At 62.4% G+C, this 18,797-nt stretch carries 18 protein-coding genes; 8 read left to right on the top strand and 10 right to left on the bottom strand.

The window, feature by feature from the left end; translation table 11 throughout:
• The first annotated feature begins 47 nt into the window (after positions 1-47).
• A complete protein-coding gene (locus tag FMA36_RS09610) occupies positions 48-200 on the top strand; it encodes a hypothetical protein (protein WP_159262140.1) in 153 nt (50 codons plus the stop codon).
• A 448-nt stretch (positions 201-648) separates the two neighbouring features.
• On the opposite strand, the gene FMA36_RS09605 is transcribed toward FMA36_RS09610, so the two are convergent.
• Together FMA36_RS09605 and FMA36_RS09600 are read right to left on the bottom strand one after the other, a co-directional pair.
• Positions 649-1,485, bottom strand: a complete 837-nt coding sequence (locus FMA36_RS09605) for an IS5-like element IS1031A family transposase (protein WP_048859179.1) — start codon at positions 1,483-1,485, stop codon at positions 649-651.
• Between the two features lie 72 nt (positions 1,486-1,557).
• Positions 1,558-1,725 carry a ubiquitin family protein gene (locus FMA36_RS09600; protein WP_159262139.1) on the bottom strand — a complete coding sequence of 56 codons (168 nt, stop codon included), beginning with the start codon at positions 1,723-1,725 and terminating at the stop codon, positions 1,558-1,560.
• 601 nt (positions 1,726-2,326) lie between these two features.
• Here FMA36_RS09600 and cbiB point away from each other — a divergent pair.
• Positions 2,327-3,334: an adenosylcobinamide-phosphate synthase CbiB gene (cbiB, locus tag FMA36_RS09595; RefSeq protein WP_159262138.1), complete on the top strand. Its 1,008-nt coding sequence runs from the start codon at positions 2,327-2,329 to the stop codon at positions 3,332-3,334.
• A 69-nt stretch (positions 3,335-3,403) separates the two neighbouring features.
• Here the strand turns inward: cbiB and FMA36_RS09590 are convergent, their stop codons facing one another.
• From FMA36_RS09590 to cobU, 3 genes are read right to left on the bottom strand one after another with little or no spacing between them, the layout of a single operon-like run.
• On the bottom strand, positions 3,404-4,876 hold the full coding sequence (locus tag FMA36_RS09590; RefSeq protein WP_159262137.1) for a cobyric acid synthase: 1,473 nt from the start codon (positions 4,874-4,876) through the stop codon (positions 3,404-3,406).
• 2 nt (positions 4,877-4,878) lie between these two features.
• Entirely contained in the window at positions 4,879-5,487 is a 609-nt protein-coding gene (gene cobO, locus FMA36_RS09585; protein WP_159262136.1) for a cob(I)yrinic acid a,c-diamide adenosyltransferase, read from the bottom strand.
• On the bottom strand, positions 5,484-6,077 hold the full coding sequence (gene cobU, locus FMA36_RS09580; protein ID WP_159262135.1) for a bifunctional adenosylcobinamide kinase/adenosylcobinamide-phosphate guanylyltransferase: 594 nt from the start codon (positions 6,075-6,077) through the stop codon (positions 5,484-5,486). The genes cobO and cobU overlap by 4 nt, the downstream gene beginning before the upstream one ends.
• On the opposite strand from cobU, the gene cobT reads away from it, so the two are divergent.
• Positions 6,076-7,101, top strand: a complete 1,026-nt coding sequence (gene cobT / locus FMA36_RS09575; protein WP_159262134.1) for a nicotinate-nucleotide--dimethylbenzimidazole phosphoribosyltransferase — start codon at positions 6,076-6,078, stop codon at positions 7,099-7,101. The genes cobU and cobT overlap by 2 nt on opposite strands.
• Positions 7,098-7,850: an adenosylcobinamide-GDP ribazoletransferase gene (gene cobS, locus FMA36_RS09570; RefSeq protein ID WP_159262133.1), complete on the top strand. Its 753-nt coding sequence runs from the start codon at positions 7,098-7,100 to the stop codon at positions 7,848-7,850. Before cobT ends, cobS begins: the two co-directional genes overlap by 4 nt.
• Here cobS and FMA36_RS09565 read toward each other — a convergent pair.
• Entirely contained in the window at positions 7,747-8,403 is a 657-nt protein-coding gene (locus tag FMA36_RS09565; RefSeq protein ID WP_159262132.1) for a histidine phosphatase family protein, read from the bottom strand. The two genes, cobS and FMA36_RS09565, sit on opposite strands and share 104 nt — an antisense overlap.
• A 277-nt stretch (positions 8,404-8,680) precedes the next feature.
• On the opposite strand from FMA36_RS09565, the gene FMA36_RS09560 reads away from it, so the two are divergent.
• Both FMA36_RS09560 and FMA36_RS19730 read left to right on the top strand, forming a co-directional pair.
• Positions 8,681-9,937 carry a restriction endonuclease gene (locus FMA36_RS09560; RefSeq protein WP_159262131.1) on the top strand — a complete coding sequence of 419 codons (1,257 nt, stop codon included), beginning with the start codon at positions 8,681-8,683 and terminating at the stop codon, positions 9,935-9,937.
• Between the two features lie 235 nt (positions 9,938-10,172).
• Positions 10,173-10,307, top strand: a complete 135-nt coding sequence (locus FMA36_RS19730) for a hypothetical protein (protein WP_276612574.1) — start codon at positions 10,173-10,175, stop codon at positions 10,305-10,307.
• A gap of 181 nt (positions 10,308-10,488) precedes the next feature.
• On the opposite strand, the gene FMA36_RS09555 is transcribed toward FMA36_RS19730, so the two are convergent.
• Positions 10,489-11,385 carry a hypothetical protein gene (locus FMA36_RS09555; RefSeq protein ID WP_159262130.1) on the bottom strand — a complete coding sequence of 299 codons (897 nt, stop codon included), beginning with the start codon at positions 11,383-11,385 and terminating at the stop codon, positions 10,489-10,491.
• Positions 11,386-11,763: 378 nt separating this feature from the next.
• On the opposite strand from FMA36_RS09555, the gene FMA36_RS09550 reads away from it, so the two are divergent.
• Entirely contained in the window at positions 11,764-13,218 is a 1,455-nt protein-coding gene (locus tag FMA36_RS09550; protein WP_159262129.1) for an amino acid permease, read from the top strand.
• A 189-nt stretch (positions 13,219-13,407) separates the two neighbouring features.
• A complete protein-coding gene (locus tag FMA36_RS09545) occupies positions 13,408-14,550 on the top strand; it encodes a hypothetical protein (RefSeq protein ID WP_159263823.1) in 1,143 nt (380 codons plus the stop codon).
• Positions 14,551-14,644: 94 nt separating this feature from the next.
• On the opposite strand, the gene FMA36_RS09540 is transcribed toward FMA36_RS09545, so the two are convergent.
• From FMA36_RS09540 to FMA36_RS09530, 3 genes are all read right to left on the bottom strand, one after another.
• Positions 14,645-15,646, bottom strand: a complete 1,002-nt coding sequence (locus tag FMA36_RS09540) for an asparaginase (protein ID WP_159262128.1) — start codon at positions 15,644-15,646, stop codon at positions 14,645-14,647.
• A gap of 135 nt (positions 15,647-15,781) precedes the next feature.
• Positions 15,782-17,050 carry an acyl-CoA dehydrogenase family protein gene (locus tag FMA36_RS09535; RefSeq protein WP_159262127.1) on the bottom strand — a complete coding sequence of 423 codons (1,269 nt, stop codon included), beginning with the start codon at positions 17,048-17,050 and terminating at the stop codon, positions 15,782-15,784.
• Positions 17,051-17,203: 153 nt separating this feature from the next.
• Positions 17,204-18,430 (bottom strand): MFS transporter, encoded by a 1,227-nt coding sequence (locus tag FMA36_RS09530; protein WP_159262126.1) that lies wholly within the window; start codon positions 18,428-18,430, stop codon positions 17,204-17,206.
• Between the last annotated feature and the right edge of the window lie 367 nt (positions 18,431-18,797).

Here is an 18,797-nt window from a genome sequence, read left to right as displayed (position 1 = left end):
TTTTCACTTTATCCGTGAGGCAGGACAGGCTGCCTAGAGCCTTTTGCATGATTTCCCTTAATGCAAGAAAAAATGATCTGGGCGTTAATGAGCCGGGTGTTAATGCGCGGCCACGCCACGCGCCGTGGCACATGATGGACTGCCCTGATAAAATTTCTGGTAAATCTTTCTGCAAAAAGCATCAAACCATCACTTTCTGAAATGAAGGCAACGCCCGGAAGATTTTATTTTCAGATTGCCTGATGCGGTCAGGCCAAAGGCTGCATCACCATGCGTCCATGCCAACCATCCACCTGAGACATGGCAGGCACAAAGGCGGGCACGTGGCGTCCTTCCTCCCAGGCGCCCGACCTGAAACGCCTCATGCATGCCGCATCATGACTTGCACAAGACCGCTCTCGTGCCGCCCCATGCAACAAACGGAACCGTCTGGCCTTCAACCGTTGTTATTTTTTGTACATCCACTCCAGCAGTCGTATATTCCACTGAAATATTTTTATGTTCTTTTGTCGGGTCATATGACGTAACAATATACCACTGGCCTGCAGGCAGATTTGGCCAGACAAAATGACCAGGGGATGTACAGATATCAGGACCGGCAGCCGGACAGGAAAAATGCGGGATGTAAGAGCCCGATCCGAAAGTTTTTCAAGCTTGACAATGCCTTGCTGTCCGTCGTGTGAGCATGCGGATCGAGGCGATCAATGTCCATGCGGTTGAGGACGCAATGGATTGTTCCCAATCTTTGGCGAGCCGCCTGCACCGTCCCAGCCAGGCGAATGTCCGTTCAACCACCCAGCGGCGCGGCAGGATCTGAAAGCCTTTCACCGTATCGGACCGCCTGATGATTTCGACCGTCCATTTTCCCATGGAGGCGAGCGCGGATCGCAATTTCTCGCCAGCATAGCCGCCATCAGCGAAGATGTGGCGCAGCCAGGGAAAGCGCCTGCGTATTGCCGCCAGGACATCAACGGCCCCATCACGATCCTGGATATCGGCGGCATGAACGAGGAGAAAGATCAGGAAGCCGCAGGTATCAGTCACGATATGGCGCTTGCGGCCCTTGACCTTCTTGCCCGCGTCATAGCCCGAAAGCCCGCCGCTTTCCGTAGTTTTCACCGACTGGCTGTCAATCACGCCCGCGCTCGGGGAGGCTTCACGCCCCTCGATCTCGCGCAGGCTCATGACCAGCACCGTATTCATGACCTCGAACAGCCCGGTATCACGCCAGGCGTAGAAATAGCGCCTGACAGTCGAGACCGGCGGAAAGCATTTCGGCAGCAGGCGCCACGCGCACCCGGCCGAGGCTATGTAGAGCATCGCATTGACCACCTCGCGCATATCCGTCGTGCGAGGGCGACCGCCCCGTTTCGCAGGGGGCACAAATGGCATGATCAAAGCCCATTCCCCGTCCATCATATCCGATGGATATCGCAGTCCTTCCCGGCTATGTTCACGTCGGGCAATACCAGTCCATGTCACCATTCACTCCATCTCTTCGTAAAGACGGATGAATCACAACAGGCTGGTATTGTTCAAAAACTTTCGGATCAGGCTCTAAGGCAACACTGACGGATCAACCCAGCGGGGATCATTCAGGGTTTTGTAGCCATGCATCAAACCATAAAAATCCATTTTTTTTGCCAGTGCATGCATATAGGCAGCCTGCGGCAGCAGATCGACAGTAAAATGAACCCGGGGAACCTGCATGATGGAGCCTGGCATATCTTCAGATTTATAAATCGTCTCATTCCCACCGGAAACGGCGTAAGTATGCTGCTTTGTAAAAATTGCGCCACTGACACACCCCTTTATGGCCGCCTGACCCGGTTTTTGTGCTCATGATACCTCACTGCTGTTGAATGGCATTGCAGGTGGCGCTGGATGAACACAACCACCAAGAAATGGCAAAAGCAGCATTGAGAAAAACAATTTTTTAATTTTATTGTTATGGATCATTTTCTTTCTCGTAAATTACAATAGTATTCATCTTGATATTCGCCCCGTGGCCGAAGGGTTGCGGTATCAAAATTTCTTATGTGCGCGGCCGGTCTGCCGATGTTTGCATTCTGGCTACGGATTTACTTTTTCATCATTATACTTATAATATAATTCAGGTTATTTTATTGTTGTTTTTCCATATACCTTAAAGTAATTTCATATTCACAGTTTTTACCATTATAATTACATCATGCGTGACAATAGAAGTCCATGAGTCCTATATCTGTCATGCGCAGGCCCTCGATTGCCTGCCAAAATCATGACCGCGCACCACCCGTTCTCCCCGCCCTTGACCCTGTGCAGGGAGCACAATATCCATCGAGGCATGCGCCTTTCCCGTCTTCTGCTTCGTCCTGTAAGCACTGCCTGCGTGGCCTCGGTCACCGATGCCATGGCTGGCTACCCGCAGGCGCTTGTCAGCCGGATCGGGCACCCCGTGATCTGGATTGGCCGTCTGATTGATGGGCTGGACCGCCGACTGAACACACCCGAATGCACCCCCATCCGCCGCCGGGCCAACGGCTTTGTGGCGAGTGCCGTGACCGTGGCCGTGCCAACCCTGGCCGCCGTAGCCCTTGAACGCAGCATCCGGCGCATCCTGCCGCCCAGCGTGGCCCTGCCACTGACCGGCATGCTGGCCAGTTCGCTGGTGGCCCAGCGCTCGCTGCATGACCATGTGCTGGCCGTAGCACAACAGGCGCAGGTCAGCCTGCCCGCCGCCCGCCGCGCGGTCTCGCACATCGTGGGCCGCGACCCCGAACAGCTTGATGAGGCGGGCGTGCTGCGCGCGGCCACCGAGACGCTGGCCGAAAACTTCTCCGACGGGATCGTTGCCCCCCTGTTCTGGATGGCGCTGGGCGGATTGCCAGGGGCGGTATTCTACAAGGCGGTCAATACGGCAGACAGCATGATCGGCCACCGCACACCCCGCCATGAAGCCTTTGGCTATGCGGCGGCGCGGCTGGATGATCTGGTCAACCTGCCTGCCTCGCGCCTGTCTGCCCTGTGGCTCATCCTTGCCGCCCTGAGCCTGCCCGGCATGGATGCGCACGCAGCCTTACGCGTGTTGCGACGTGATGCCCGCACCCACCGCTCGCCCAACGCAGGCTGGCCGGAGGCGGCCATGGCAGGCGCGCTGGGCATCCGCCTGTCTGGCCCACGCGCCTATAACGGCGTACGCGTGGCCGAACCGTGGGTGGGCGATGGCACGCCGGACCTCCGCCCGGCTGACCTGTTCCGTGCACTGGCATTGTACCGTCGCGCATGCCTGATCCAGACACTGGCCGGGCTGACAGCCATGCTCCTGCTGGCCCGAATGGCACGACGGCGCTGAGTTGAAAGTAATAAAAGTTTTTGGGCGACGTTCTTTCTGAAAAAAGGCGGCACACAAAAACTCTTATCCCTATCCTGATCCACCCTGCACCGGACGCGCCATCGCCAGCAAACCGTCAATATCGAGATGCGCTTGCAGATGGTCGGCCAGTGCATCGAGTGCCGCATCCACCGTCGCATCATGGTCCTGCGCGCGCGAATGTGCGCCAAGCCGCGCCAGCAAGGCCGCCCTTGCACGGCCATCGGCCAGCAGGCCATGCACATAAGTGCCCCATATCCGGCCCGAGGGGCTGACCGCGCCCTCACGCTGGCCGCCAAGGTCGATCAGCGGTCGCCCAGCGTCGGGCCCCTCGGTGCGGCCGATATGCATCTCGTAACCATGCAGGGGCACGCGTTCGGGCAGCAGTGCGCCGGTTACCTCCTCCAGCCGCTTGTGGCCTGCCAGAACGGTCGTCACATCAAGCAGGCCAAGCCCCTCTACCGTGGCGGGTGGTCCCTCAATGCCGTCGGGGTCGGCAATGCGGCGGCCCAGCATCTGGTAGCCACCACAGATGCCCAGCACATGGCCGCCACGGCGCACATGGGCGTGGATGTCGATATCCCACCCCTCCGCGCGCAGCACGGCCAGATCGGCAATGGTGGCCTTGGCGCCAGGCAGGATGATCAGGTCACATTCGGGCAGCACCTGCCCGCGCGGCACCATGGTCAGCGACACGCCTTCTTCCGCCGCCAGCGGGTCGAGATCATCAAAATTGGCAATCATGGGCAGGCACGGCACGGCAATGCGCACGCCCGCTCCGCGCGGGCCACCACCGGCGGCAAGATCGGCTGCGTCCTCCGCCGGCAGGGCGCGCACCCGGTCCAGAAACGGCACGAGGCCCATGGGCTGCCAGCCGGTCATGCGGGCAATCTCGTCCATGCCCGCGGCAAACAGCGCGGGGTCGCCGCGCATGCGGTTGACGATAAAACCCCTTATGCGCCGCGCGTCATCGGGTGCCACCACCACCTTCGTGCCCACGAGGCTCGCGATTACACCGCCCCGGTCGATATCGCCAATCAGCACCACATCAATATCCGCCGCCTGGGCAAAACCCATATTGGCAATATCATCGGCACGCAGGTTGACCTCAGAGGCAGAGCCCGCCCCTTCCACCAGCACGATGTCGGCCTCGGCGGCAAGGGTGTGGAAACTGCCCAGCACCTCGGGCATCAGCCCGCGCTTGAAGGACTGGAAATCACGCGCGCGCACCTGCCCGCGCATCTGCCCGCGCACCACAAGCTGCGAGCCGGTCATGCCCTGCGGCTTGAGCAGCACCGGGTTCATATGCACCGAAAGCGACACCCCGCAGGCACGGGCCTGCAGCGCCTGCGCGCGCCCGATCTCGCCGCCATCAGCCGTCACGGCAGCGTTGTTGGACATGTTCTGCGGCTTGAACGGGCGCACGCGCAGCCCCCGGCGGGCCAATAACCGGCACAGCCCTGCCACCAGCACGGACTTGCCAACACTGGAGCCCGTGCCCTGAAACATGAGTGCGCGCGCCATGCTCAGAACTCGATCCCGGCCTGTGCCTTGACGCCTTTCTTGAAGTGATGCGCCACCTGCGTCATCTCGGTCACGAGGTCGGCGGCCTCGATCATGGCCGGGCGGGCGTTGCGGCCTGTCACCACCACGTGCTGCATGGGGGGACGGGCGGCGATATCGGTCAGCACATCGTCAATAGGCAGGTAGTCATAGCGCAGGGCGATGTTGAGTTCGTCCAGAATCACCATGCTCACATCATTACGCTTCAGCGCGGCCCTGGCCTGCTCCCATGCAGCACGGCAGTTGGCGATATCCTTGGCACGGTCCTGCGTGTTCCAGGTAAAGCCCTCGCCCAGCGCATGCCATTCCACCTGATCGCCAAAGCGTTCCAGCGCCTTGCGCTCGCCGGTGTTCCACGCCCCCTTGATGAACTGGATCACCACGATCCGCCCGCCATGGGCCAGCGTGCGCAGCGCCATGCCGAAGGCCGCGGTGGACTTGCCCTTGCCCGCCCCCGTATGCACGGCCAGCAGCCCCTTCTCGATGGATTTGCTTTCCACCTCCCGGTCCTGCACGGCCTTGCGCCTGGCCATTTTTTCACGGTGGCGGATTTCTTCGGGGGTCAGGGTCATTTCATCTCCATTGGCAGGCCTGCCACCACAAAGACAACACGAGCAGCCCCACGCGCAATAGCCTGATGCATAAGCCCTGCCTCATCACGGAAGCGCCGCGCCAGCGCATTGTCGGGCACGATGCCCTGCCCCACCTCGTTCGAGACCAGCACCGTCGGTCCCGCGCGGCGTTCGAGGGCGGCCAGCAGCGCCTGCGTTGCTGCGGGAATGTCACGTTCGGCCAGCATGAGGTTGGTCAGCCACAGGGTCAGGCAGTCGACCAGCACGGGGCTGGTGCCTGCGGCATCGAGCGCGCGGGGCAGGTCGAGCGGTTCCTCGGCGGTGCGCCAGTTTTCGCCCCGGCGGGCACGGTGGCGGCTCACGCGGGCATCCATTTCGCCATCACGGGGCTGACAGGTGGCAAGATAGGTCCAGGGCGCGGGCCATGAGGCAAACAGCCCCTCGGCAAACGCACTCTTGCCCGAGCGCGCGCCGCCAAGCACGAAAATGCAGCCCTGCAGCCCTGCTGGCATGGTGTGCGTGCCATCCGCCATCATTTTATCCTCCCACATCTTGCATCGGCGCGCATAAGACCACACAACGCTGCCCATGCCATCCCGTCTTTCCATACCGCAGGACATGGCCGCGCTGCGTGCGCTGTGCCGCGACCTTCCCACCGCCGACAGCGCCGCCGGTGCCGCCATTGCCAGCCATGACAGCCAGCTGACCAAGCCACCGGGCAGTCTTGGCCGGCTGGAGGAACTGGCAAGCTGGGCCGGACAGTGGCAGCGCACCGACCGCCCGCGGGCCGAGCGGGTGGATATCATCGTCTTCGCGGGCAATCACGGCGTGACCGCGCAGGGGGTGACCCCCTGGCCCAGCGATGTCACGCGCCAGATGGTCGAGAATTTTCGCACCGGCGGCGCGGCCATCAACCAGATTGCCCGCGTAGCAGGTGCACGGCTGCGCGTGGTGGAAGTGGAAGACCTGCGCCCCACAGCGGACCTTACGCACGCCCCCGCCATGGATGAAGCCACCTTCCTGCGCGCCATCGCCACGGGCATGCGCGCGGTCCAGCCGGGCACCGACCTGCTATGCGTGGGCGAGATGGGCATTGGCAACACCACCCCTGCCGCTGCCATGTGCGCCGCCCTGTTTGGCGGCGGCGGTGCACGGTGGGCCGGGCGCGGCACCGGGCTGGATGAGGCAGGCGTGCGCCACAAGGCGGCGGTGATCGACCGCGCGCTGGCCCATCATGCCGGGGTATGCGACCCGCTCGACATCCTGCGCCATGTGGGCGGACACGAACTCGCGGCCATATTCGGGGCGGTGCTGGCCGCGCGCTACAGGGATATTCCCGTGCTGGTTGATGGCTTCATCTGCACGGCGGCCGTGGCTCCGCTGGGCGTGCTCGTGCCCGAAGGACTGGCCCATACGCGGCTGGCCCACTGCTCGGCTGAAGGGGGGCACGCCCACCTTGCGGCAGAACTGGAGCTGACGCCGCTGATTGATCTGGGGCTGCGGCTGGGCGAAGGCTCGGGCGCTGGGCTTGCCGTGGGGCTGGTGCGCGCGGCGGTAGCGTGTCTGTGCGGCATGGCCACCTTCGCGCAGGCACAGGTGAGCGGGCGGGAATGAACATTGTGGCCCGACTGCGCGCCGATCTCGTGTGCGGGCTGGGGCTGCTGACCCGCCTGCCCACGGGCTGGCTGGCACATGACGGACTGCCCTACAGCATGACACGCTCGCTATGGTGCTGGCCCCTGATTGGCGCGGGCATCAACGCGTTTGCGGCCCTGGCCTACGGGGCAGCGCTACGGCTTGGACTTGCCCCGCTGCCCGCTGCGGGCTGGTGCGTGGGCCTGCTGCTGCTGCTATGCGGTGGCCTGCATGAAGATGGCCTGGCCGACATGGCCGATGGCTGCGGCGGGGGCCGCGACCGGGCGCGCAAGCTCGAGATCATGCGCGACAGCCGCGTGGGCAGTTATGGCGTGATGGCGCTGGTCATGGCCCTGCTGATACGGACCACGGCCCTTGCCGCCATGCCGGGGCCTGTCGCACTGGTGGCACTGCCGGTGGCAGGCGCGCTGGCCCGTGCCACCATGGCGGGCGTGCTGTGGCAGCTACCACCCGCGCGGCACGACGGGCTGGCAAGCACCATGACCAGCCTGCCCCGCACGGTGCTTGTGGCCTGCCTTGGTTTTGCCGTGGCGCTAGCCGCCATGCTGCTGCCCGCGACAAGGGCACTCACCGCGTGCGCCGTAGCCTTGCTGGGCAGCGTTCTTATGTACTGCCTTGCACGCTGGCAACTTGGCGGACAGACCGGTGACGTTCTTGGTGCAACGGCAGTCGTGACGGAATGCGCAGTTCTGACGGCCCTGTGCTGAACGCAGCACTCCCCTGCTCGATCACCCGCACCGAGCCCATGGGTGGCGAGGGGGCAAGCAGGTTGCCCGCCGCACCATGAACCATGCCATGCATGAGTCGCAGCGGGCCGCCATGAGTGATGATGGCGCAGGACTGGCCGCGCTGCTGCATCTCGTTCCAGAAATGCCGTACGCGGGTGCGCAGCGCGGTGCCGCTCTCGCCGCCGGGGGGGGTAAATCCACTTACATCTGCCGCCCACGCATCAAGTGCCGTGCGCGAGATTCGGCTCCAGGGACGGCCCTCCCACTCCCCGAAGCTGATCTCACGCAGACGTGAATCCACCCTCAACTCCAGATTCATGAATTGCGCGACCCGCTCCGCCACCATGCGGCACCGCCGCGCGGGAGACGAGAACAGAATCCGGCACCCCACACTCTGCATGACGGTGCGCAGGCCATCGGCCATGCGCTCCCACCCCTCGGCCAGGGCAACGTCGTGTTGGCCGTAACACACGCCTTCCGCGCCCGTTACGGCGGGATGGCGCGCCAGCACTACTGCAAAACGGTCAGTCATCCGCTCCTGCTTTCCAACATGTCGCACCGAGCATCCGCGAAGTTCGTGAACATCGCCATAAGAGTGGCAAGGGGGCAGATACCCGATAAGGACATGCCACTTTTTCGCGCCACTCTGTTCAGCGAAATCAAGATTCAAACATACAGGACTAAATAAAGCCTGTTTACAAGAACAACCGTATTCTGCATATCGGCATCTGCACGTTAACACATCTTGATTTGCTGATACCCAGGGTCTGCGCCAGCCAGCTTACCAGACCGGAAGGATAAAGAGCATCATGCGGATATGGGCGAGTGCCTGCCTGCTCCTGTGGCTGCCTGCGAGCGCCAGCGCCGCGGGCCTGTTCAGCGCGACCCATCCCACCCTTGCCTGTGGGGATGATGCCGCCCTGCGTGCCCTGTCCGATGCTGCCGAGGTCGCAAGACACCCCCCTGCGTGGCGCCGGACGCTGCTCCGGCAGGGCGACTGCCATGCCGTGACCCCTGACATAAAGTGGGAAAAGATCGCCAACCGCAACGGGCTGCCGCTCATGCGCCGCGTGCCGCCGGTGCCGGGGCTGGCCCCGCAGTATTTCATGACCGGTGACATCACCCCCATCGGCGCGCCTGCACCTGCGCCGGTTCATGTCACGCCGCCCCCCGCACCCACCATAGTCGAGACCCCCACCCCGGAAGGCCCGCAGCAACAGGCCGAGGATGACACGCCCCCGCCCGCTCCGCCCGTTATCGTGCAGAACCGCGAAACGCCGCTGCCAACCGACCTGTTTTTCATGACGCGCGGCTTCCAGAAACTCGGCTCGCTCATCCTGACGCTGATGCTCATTACCGGCGCCGGATGGATCATGATGCGGGTGCTGCGCACGATCTGGGTCATGGCGCGGCGGCGCAAGGCCATTGGCACCTGCCTGCAACTGGCCGAGCGCCATCGCCCCATGCTCGCGCGCTGGTACCAGCAGGCCGAGGATGAGGCCAACGCCACCACCCTGCCCCACAGCCGCACGCCATGGAGCACGCATGTAGAACGCTTTACGCGCACGACCCTGCTGCCTGCGCTCGCGCGTGACGGGCAGAGCGCGCTCTGGCCTGCCATTCACAAGACGGTTTGCACGCACCTCACCACGCTTGCAGCCAATACCGCCCGCACACCCTCCGCCACCGTACTTACGCCAGGTATTTACCATCAGGACATGAACCAGGCGGAATACGCGGCTTTCTGCTCGCAATGGATCGAAAAGGCGGGATGGGAAATCCGCCCCCCCGTGGCCACCGGCCTCGGCTCGGTCATCCATTGCAGCCGCAACGGGCTGAAAATGCTGGTGCATTGCTGGATCGACCGCAAACCGGTGCATGATGACGTGATCTGGCAGGGCATAAGGGAAAAGACCGAAAGCCGCGCCGATATTGGTGCCATCGTCTCCAACGCGCCCTACACGCAGGAAGCCCTGCTGCTGGGCAAGAAACACCGCATCTTCCTGCTGCACCATGAAGACATCTACAAATTCGTCTCGGGCATTGAAGTGCCTGACGTGGCCTGAACAGCCTGTTCGCCAAAAAGGTATCATGCTCTTTTGTGCCTGACGGATGCGGTCATGAAGCATGCACGCAAACGCGCAGGCGCAGGTAAAGCCCGCGCCGCCGTCAGTATTGAGCAATGGGTGCGCCTTTAGCGGTAACGCTTTGATTAACCACTGGTAACGGTAAAAAACTTCCCTATAGGGCCAGCAATGTTTCTGGCACGGTGATTCCAGTAGAATTGGGGGGGAAGTCAGTGTGCTTACCCTGCTCAACCGCACGCCCGGACATGAATGCGGCATGTTCAACCTGCGCATTGCGATCCATGCCCCGCAGGCCGTGCCCGGTCCGTTCAAGGCCTGCCACGACACGAGCAGGGGTCGTGATATCTGAAAACCCGTGCTTTGATTACCGGTGCCGTGTCACCATGCGCACGGCCAAAAGCCGGGCATGGCATGCCCGGCGTGGATGATTGGCCGCAGGTGCGAGTGAGATCGTGTACGTGATCCGCAACAGCTTCAGTGGCCATATGCTCCAAAAGCTCATGGTCCGAACAAGACCATGCGCTCTGATCCTAATCGTGCGCCTGACGGGCCGCGAGCGCGTTGAAGCACAGCGCCACGCCATCCGCCTGGGCCGGAGTGGCATCAAAAAAAGCCGTATCATCCCCCCGCTTCTGCCCGGTAATGCGGGCGGCGCAGTAATCGAACACGGCCCTGCTGTCGCGCAGGCGCGCGCAGTTGAGCAGGCCGCCAAAACTGACATAACCCGCATGCTCACGCCTGCCGGTAACATAGGCCGCGCACTGCTTGAGCACTGGTGGGGCAACCCGGCGCGCCATGATGGCCGCATAGGCTGATTCCTCGCGCGCAGTGCAGGCCGCCTGCGTGTCATGCGCATGATGGCGGGTGCAGTACTGCGCCACCGCCCCGTGCAGGTAGCCACTTTCGGCCGGGCTGTGCGCCCAGACCGTATCGGTGGCGCGGGTGTAATGAAACACGGCAGCGCTCCGCCCCGCGCCAATCGCGCGGAACGGCACCACGCGCGAACTGCAGTACAGCGTCATCTCATAATGCGCAGCGTCATCGCCCTGGGCTGCAAAATCAAGGTAAAGCGGGTTGAGTGGTGCCGCACACAGCAGGTTCCCCGTCGGCATGACCGGATTCTGCCCGTATTCCACCCGATAAAGCAGATGCCCCGCCTTGCCGCCCGGATCTGGCATGACGTCAAGCCGCTCGCCATTGCTGAAATCAATGCTGTTTTCAGACAGGCGTAACTCGCCCATCTGCGTGGTGGTGGCTGCATCATCGGGGCGCAGCACGAAATACTGCGGCGCATCCTGTGCCAGTTCGCCACCGTCAAACCGCTGGTTATCGGCATGGGCCGCGACCGGGGTGATGATGGCGCCAAGCAGGGCCATGATCAGGACGGCAGGGCAGACTCTTGCAGGGCCAGATTCCGGTTCAGACATGGGGAAACGGCTCTCTTTCATGGTTAAATATAATGCATTTTCTGCCAAAGCTTTAAAAATTATGCTCATTTTTTAATCATAACGCTTTTATCAAGGCATCTTTGCTTGTCAGCCGTTAACGTGTCTGACAATGTTCGCGACAGAACAACTATTTGATGCTGCATGATATTTCTTTCTGTTTCTTCTCCACCGCACAGGATACGCCCCCCGGAGGCCGGATCTGTAAGCACCGGGCCAGAGAATTTCCACCCCACAGCGAAACTGCATATTTTTTGTACACGATTTAGGCCTGCCCCACACCATGCCACGCCGGACAACCAACCGGCTGGCGCCTTCCTTCACCCTCCCATCTGCGATGACCACGGCGGAGACGACAGCATGAGCATACCGGACCACGCGCAGGAAGACAGCACCCCCATTTTGCCAGCGGAAGATGACGAGGGCTATCACAAGGGACTGGGCAGCCGCCAGATCCAGATGATCGCGGTAGGCGGCGCGATCGGCACGGGCCTGTTCCTTGGCGCGGGCTCGCGGCTGCAGGCGGCGGGGCCATCGCTGGCGCTGGTCTACCTTGTGTGCGGCATGTTCTCGTTCCTGATCATGCGCGCGCTGGGCGAACTGGTGATGTACCGCCCCACCTGCGGCAGCTTCGTGTCCTACACGCGCGAGTTCCTGGGCGAGAAGGCGGCGTTCGTAGCAGGGTGGCTGTCCTTCATGAACTGGGCCATGACCGGCATTGTCGATATCACGGCGGTGGCGCTGTACATGCATTTCTGGGGCACGTTCGCCTTCGTGCCGCAATGGGTCTTCGCCCTCATGGCGCTATGCGTGGTCACGACAATGAACCTGGTGGGCGTGAAGTGGTTTGGCGAGATCGAGTTCTGGTTCTCGCTCATCAAGATCGTGGCCCTGTGCCTGTTCCTTGTCACGGGCAGCATCATACTGGGCGTGCGCATGCCCGTGGGCGGCCACCAGACCGGCCTGCACCTGATTGCCGATAACGGTGGCATCTTTCCGCACGGGCTGATTGCCAGCCTGCTGCTGGTGCAGGGCGTGGTGTTCGCCTATTCAGGCATAGAACTGATCGGAACCGCGGCGGGCGAGTGCGCTGATGTGCGCACTGTCCTGCCGCGCAGCATCAACAGCGTGATCTGGCGCATCGGCCTGTTCTATGTGCTGTCGGTGGTGCTGCTGGTCAACCTGCTGCCCTGGACCGCCTATCACGGCGGCACCAGCCCGTTTGTTACGTTTTTTGAAGCCCTTGGCGTGCCGGGCGTTGATACGATCATGAACATCGTGGTGCTGACGGCCGCCCTGTCCAGCCTCAACTCGGGGCTGTATTCCACCGGGCGCGTGCTGCGCGCCATGGCGCTTGGCGGTGCGGCACCCGAACCGCTGGCCCGCATGAACGCAAGCGCCGTGCCGGCCAACGGCATCCTGCTTACGGTTGCGGTGTACCTGGTGGGCGTGGTGCTCAATTACATCGTGCCCTCGCAGGTGTTCGAGATCGTGCTGAACATGGCGGCGATCGGCATCATCAGCACCTGGGGGTTCATCCTGCTCAGCCAGATCAAGCTGCGCCAGGCGGTACGCAGCGGGCGCATGGCTTCATCGGGTTTTGAAATGCCGGGCGCGCCCTTCACCTCGTGGCTGACACTGGCCTATCTGGCCGGCGTGCTCGTGCTGATGCTGTTTGATTACCCCAATGGCACCTGCACCATTGCCAGCATGTCGATCGTGGCCGTGCTGCTGGTGATCGGGTGGAAGTACCTCAACCCCGCGCGCCCGGCCCCGCATGATGGGCAGGAACCGCCGCGCGTGACCACACCGTAAAAAAGAAAACGGCGGGAGAACTGCCATTCCCCCGCCGTCTCACTGGTCTGTCAGACTGAGGAGCACCGTCGTGATGTCCTGATCCCTTCCCTGCGACTGCAGTTCGTATAGCAGGCACCCCGAACACTGACCCCATACCCAATGACCCGGCATGCACTGCCATGCATGCAGGGACGCCCTGAGCAGGAAATGGCCGCAACCATGATTTCCCTGACACGCGCCCACGCCGCAAGGCTGGGCACCGCATCCGCTACCCGTGCCCTGACAGCACGGGAAAAAGACGCGGGTCGCCCCTATGAAAGAGCATCATACATTCCGCTATCGGAATCAATATTATTCGTTGCGATTCCATTTCTTATGGCCCTTGCAGGCTTTTCATCCGCACATGCGGCGGGCACGGGCAATGGCACGGCGGCAGGCTCGCAGGGCGTGAACGAGGATTATACCCAATGGTACACCGGCTCGCTCGTCTCGCCATCCGGCGCGTTGACCAAGAAGGGCGTGTTTGCGTGGGAGCCGTATTTTGCCTACAGCCAGCCGGTTGGCAACCTCGATAGCGTGGGCCGGGCAGCACCCATAAAAGACAGGGCGCACATGGTCTCGAGCTTTACGCTGTACAAATACTCCATCACCAATTCGATCAGTCTGCAGATGACGCCCACCATCAGCTACGGCTGGCGGCACGGGGGCTATGGCGGCACGACAAGCGGCACGAAAATGGGCGACCTGCCGGTGGATGTGATGTGGCGCTACCTTGATGCCGACCCCAGGCGCTACATCCCGGCGCTGAGCCTGTTCGTGGGCGTGGCCTTTCCTGCTGGCGATTATACAAAACTGGGCCGCGCGGAAGATGGCGTGGGCACAGGCACCTACACCTTCCGCCTCGCTTTGACGGAGCAGTCCACCTACACCCTGCCCGGCCACCATGAACTGCGGCTGCGCACATGGGGCACCTTTCGCCGCGCGCTGACGCAGGCGCATATTGCCGATATCAGCAGCTATGGCACCTCGGCTGGGTTTCGGGGGCTGGCACATCCGGGCATGTATGGCGAGAGCGGCTTTTCGCTGGAATATGGCGTGAACCAGAAATGGGTCATCGCCATGGATCTGGCACGTGACTGGGCCAATGGCTCACGGGTGCGCGGCTATAACGCACAGGGCAAATACCAGGACGTGCTGGGGCAGGCCTCAGGGGACTGGGTGATCGCACCGGCAGTGGAATATAACTGGTCGCCGCGCTTTGGCATCATTGCCGGTGTTACGGCCATTTTTGCAGGCCATAACACCGGGCAGGTCATCTCGCCGCAGTTTGCGTTCAACAGCGTGTTCTGATGCCAATGAGCGCTGCCTTTTTAAAAAGGCAGCGTTCTGTAAAGCTTTTTGCAAAAAGCTTCATCCAAAACCTTTATCCTGAACAATCTCGTATTCAGGGCCGATCGAACAAAGTCTGGATGGCATCGGCATCCGCGCCGGTCATAAGCGCGAGTGCGAGCAGAATGCGTGCCTGCCGGGGGCGCATGTGGCCTGCCGCAAGCAGGCCACGCTGGCACAGTTCATGGCGCCGCACCACGCCACCGCAATACCCGCTGCTGGCCTGCACCACCACAACGCCTGCCGCCACGGCTTCATCAAGCGCCGCGTTCTCGGCTGGCGTGCACATGCCGGGCAGCATGCCTGCCGCAATGAGGCCACGCGCGCCCGCCTGCACAAAGGCGCGTATGCCCACACCATCGGCGCCTGCATGGCTGTAGGTTATGTCAACGCGCGGGATCTCGCCGCCCGCGCCATAAGCAGGCGGCCAGCCGACATGGCGCCGATAGGCGCTCGCACGCCCGAAGAACACCCGGTTGGCCTCGATCATGCCCAGCGGGCCAAAATCGGGCGAGCGGAAGGTTTCGAGTTGATAGGTTGAAGCCTTGGTCACTTCCTGCGCGGCATGGATCTCGTTATTGGCCACCACCAGCACGCCATGACCAGCCGCCTGCGGGGTCGATGCCACCAGCAGGGCGGCATACAGGTTGGCCGGGCCATCCGCGCTGATGGCGCTGGCCGGACGCTGCGCGCCCACCACCACGACCGGACAGGGCACATCGAGCACGAGATCGAGGAAGCAGGCACCTTCCTCCAGCGATGAGGTGCCGTGGGTTACGACCACACCGCTCAGATCGGGCTGGCTGGCAACCGTGTGATTGATGACGCTGGCGAGTTCAAACCACCGGGGCAGGGTCATCTCCACGCTGTCGCAACTGGAAAAGGGAATGCCCCGCACGGCAAAGCGCGCCCGCACCGCCTCGGGCAGCGCCGCAAGCAGATCAGCCCCGCCAAGGCTTGTGCCGATCTCGGCATAATCGACCGTATCACGCGGGTCCATCGCCTGGCGGGCAATGGTACCGCCGGTTGATATAATGGCTATGACGGGTCGCTTCATTCCGCTCTACCTTCTGGTTCAGGCACACTGGGCGCGATCAATCACGCAGGCAGGTCGCATGTCAAACCTGTCAGGCAAAGTTTCGTGGCGCTGCCTTTTTGAAAAAAGCTTCACCAAAAACCTTTATCGGTTTTTTTACTGATATGGTCCCGGTTCGGGCACCCGGCCGGTCAGCAGGTTGCGGCCAATTTCAGCATTTTTCCAGTCTACGGGGTCATGCAGCGACAGGGTGCGGGCATCGCGCCAGTAACGGTCCAGCCCCTGTGCGGCATCCGTGCCCCGCGCGCCTGCTGCAGCCGGGGCATCGCTGGCTGCGCGCAGGGCCGCGCGCGTGGCAACCGAACGCGCGGCACTTGCTGCCATGGCCACCGTGGCGCGTGGCACCCTGCCCTGCTCATGCTGGTCAAGCAGGCGGGCTGCCTGCATCACGCTGCACCAGGCGCCAAACAGATCGGCCCCGATCTCACCAAGCAGACGGCGCACATAGGGGTCCTGATCCGCGCTTTCCACGCCTGCCGCCCCCCACGGGCGCGCGTGTTGGGGCACGAAGGCACAGACCGCCCGCAACGCGCCAATGCCGATACCGGTCAGGATGGCACTGAAACCGGCCTGAAAGCGCAGGGCGACATGCTGCGGCAGGGCGGTGTCAGGGGCCAGGGCATTCCAGAAATCATCAACCACGACATTCTCAAGCGTGACCGTGCCGGAATCGGTCGCGCGCTGGCCCATGCGGTTCCAGTCATGGTGAAAGCGCAGCCCCGCCGCCCCGCGCGGCACAAGATCCATGCGCACGCCCGCGCGCACATCTCCCCCCGCCTGCTGCGCCCGCACGGGGTCGAAGGAAGAGACCGCGACAAGGTCCGCCCCCGAGGCCCCCGTGGCATAGATCTTGCGACCCGACACGATATGCGTGCCCGCATGGCCCGGCCGGGCCAGTGTCTGCATGAAACTGTCTGCCGTGCGCCCGTTCTCGGCCACGGCCATGCCAAGCATGGCATGGTCATGCACGATGCGCCGCGCCAGCACGGGCCTGAGTGCGGCCGGGGCATAGACGAATATCTCGCGCACCAAATCGTCATGCACCTTGAAGATCTGGGCAATGGCAGGGTCCGCCACCGCAAGGCGCAGCATGAGTTCGATCGAAAGCGCCTGTGCCACCCCCAGGCCACCCCAGACACACGGCACGGCAAGGGCCAGCACGCCGGTAGCCTTCAGCGCCGCCATGGCTTGATGGGGGTAACCACCCTCGCGGTCACGCTGCGCCGCCGTGGGGGCGATGACGGTGTCGATCACTGCCTGCGCCCGCAGCAGCACCCTGCCTGCTTCGCCCTGCACGGGGCGGGCAGGAAACAGGTCACCTAGCAGCGGGGGCAGGCATGGGTCCTGTGCCGATGGAATGCTCATGCGGCACGATAGGAAGGATGAGGCGGGGCATCAACCATCCCTCAATTCATGCACCCTTTAAAAATAAAAAGTTTTGGGTGCCGCCTTTTTTCAAAAAGACGACGTTCTTTCAAAGCTTTTTGAAAAAAGCTTCACCAAAAACTTTTAGACCGATCAGCCACCGGCCTGCCTGCGGGCGGCAGCGCGGATATCGCTCAGCGTCAGCAGCCAGATTACGAAGCCGCCCATGGCCAGGCAACTGCCCACCCAGCCCACGGATTCCCAGCCCAACCCGGCGCTGATCGCCATGCCGCCCAGCCATGGGCCAATGGCGTTGGCCATGTTGAAGGCGCTCTGGTTCATCGCCGCCGCCAGTGCCTGCGCATCCACCGCAACACTGAGCAGGCGTGACTGGATGACCGTGCCCAGCCCCCCGCCACAGCCAATCAGGAACACGATGGGCATCATGCTCCATACGGAATGCACCGAACCGGGAAAACCCGCCAGCGCCGCCGCATTGACCAGAAGCGTGCCGCCGATGGTGGGCATCATCTTGTGGTCAGCCGCCCATGCACAGGCCATGGTGCCCACTGTCATGCCCACGCCAAACACCGCCAGCAGCACGGGCGTCATGTAAGCAGGCGCATGCGTGACCTCCTGCAAAATGGAGGCCAGATAGGTATAGACGCAGAAGATGCCGCCAAACCCCACCACGCCAATGCCCAGCGTCAGCCATACCTGCCGGTTCTTCAGGGCGCGGATCTCGGTCATGGCGCTGGCATTGGGGCGCGGCGGGTCGGTGGGCACGAAGCGCATGATCAGCAGCATGGTGCACAGCGCCAGACCCGCGATCAGCACGAACGCCCAGCGCCACCCCACCAGCATGCCCAACCCGTTGGCCATGGGCACGCCGCCAATGGTCGCGATGGTCAGCCCCAGCACCACGCGGGCCACGGCCTGCGTGCGGCGGTTTTCAGGCACAAGGGCGGAGGCGACAATACCAGCCGTGCCAAAATAGGCCCCATGCGGCAGCCCGCTGATGAACCGGCACAAAAGCAGGCACAGGTAATTGGGGGCAAGGGCTGTCAGCCCATTGCCAATGACATAGAGCACCATCATGCCGATCAGCAGGTATTTGCGGCTGTATCTGGCCCCCAGCATGGCAATGAGCGGCGCGCCCACGCACACGCCTGCGGCATAGGCCTCGATGGCGTGGCCCGCCTGTGGCACAGTTACATGCATGCCTGCCGAGATCATGGGCACGAGGCTCATGGCTGCGAATTCAGCCGTGCCAATGGCAAAGCCGCCCAGTGCGAGAATAAAGAAGATCAGGCCGGGGCTGCCAGCGTGGCGCACGGGCGCAGGAGCACCTCCACGGTCATGGATCATTGTCTGTGTCATGCATATGCTCTGGATGAATGGGGTAAGGCGCGCGTGTTGCACGCAATCGGTTGCGCGCCGTTACACCCATGCAGACATGCCGACAAGCCCCGTTGGACGATGTATTCCAGCCTGTGCTGAAACCATGCCTGCAAAAGGGGCGGTAAACGCCTGATACGGCGTTTTACGAAGCTTTTTGAAAAAAACTTCGCCCAGAAACATCTTGATACCGGCCTAGCGCAAGTGGCCCCTTCATGGCCGGTCAGGCAAAACACCGGGCACAAAAAAAGACGCCGAAGCGCCTGTCATGGTCATTCTTTTTGCCTGCTGGCTGCCGGCCATTCCCACATTAACGTGGGAATTCCGGCGGCAGGGGTATCAGGACAGA

The organism is Komagataeibacter xylinus (assembly GCF_009834365.1).
Lineage (GTDB): Bacteria > Pseudomonadota > Alphaproteobacteria > Acetobacterales > Acetobacteraceae > Komagataeibacter > Komagataeibacter xylinus_D.
Note: the sequence above shows the minus strand (reverse complement) of the source record. Positions and strands in the feature narration are given on the sequence as shown.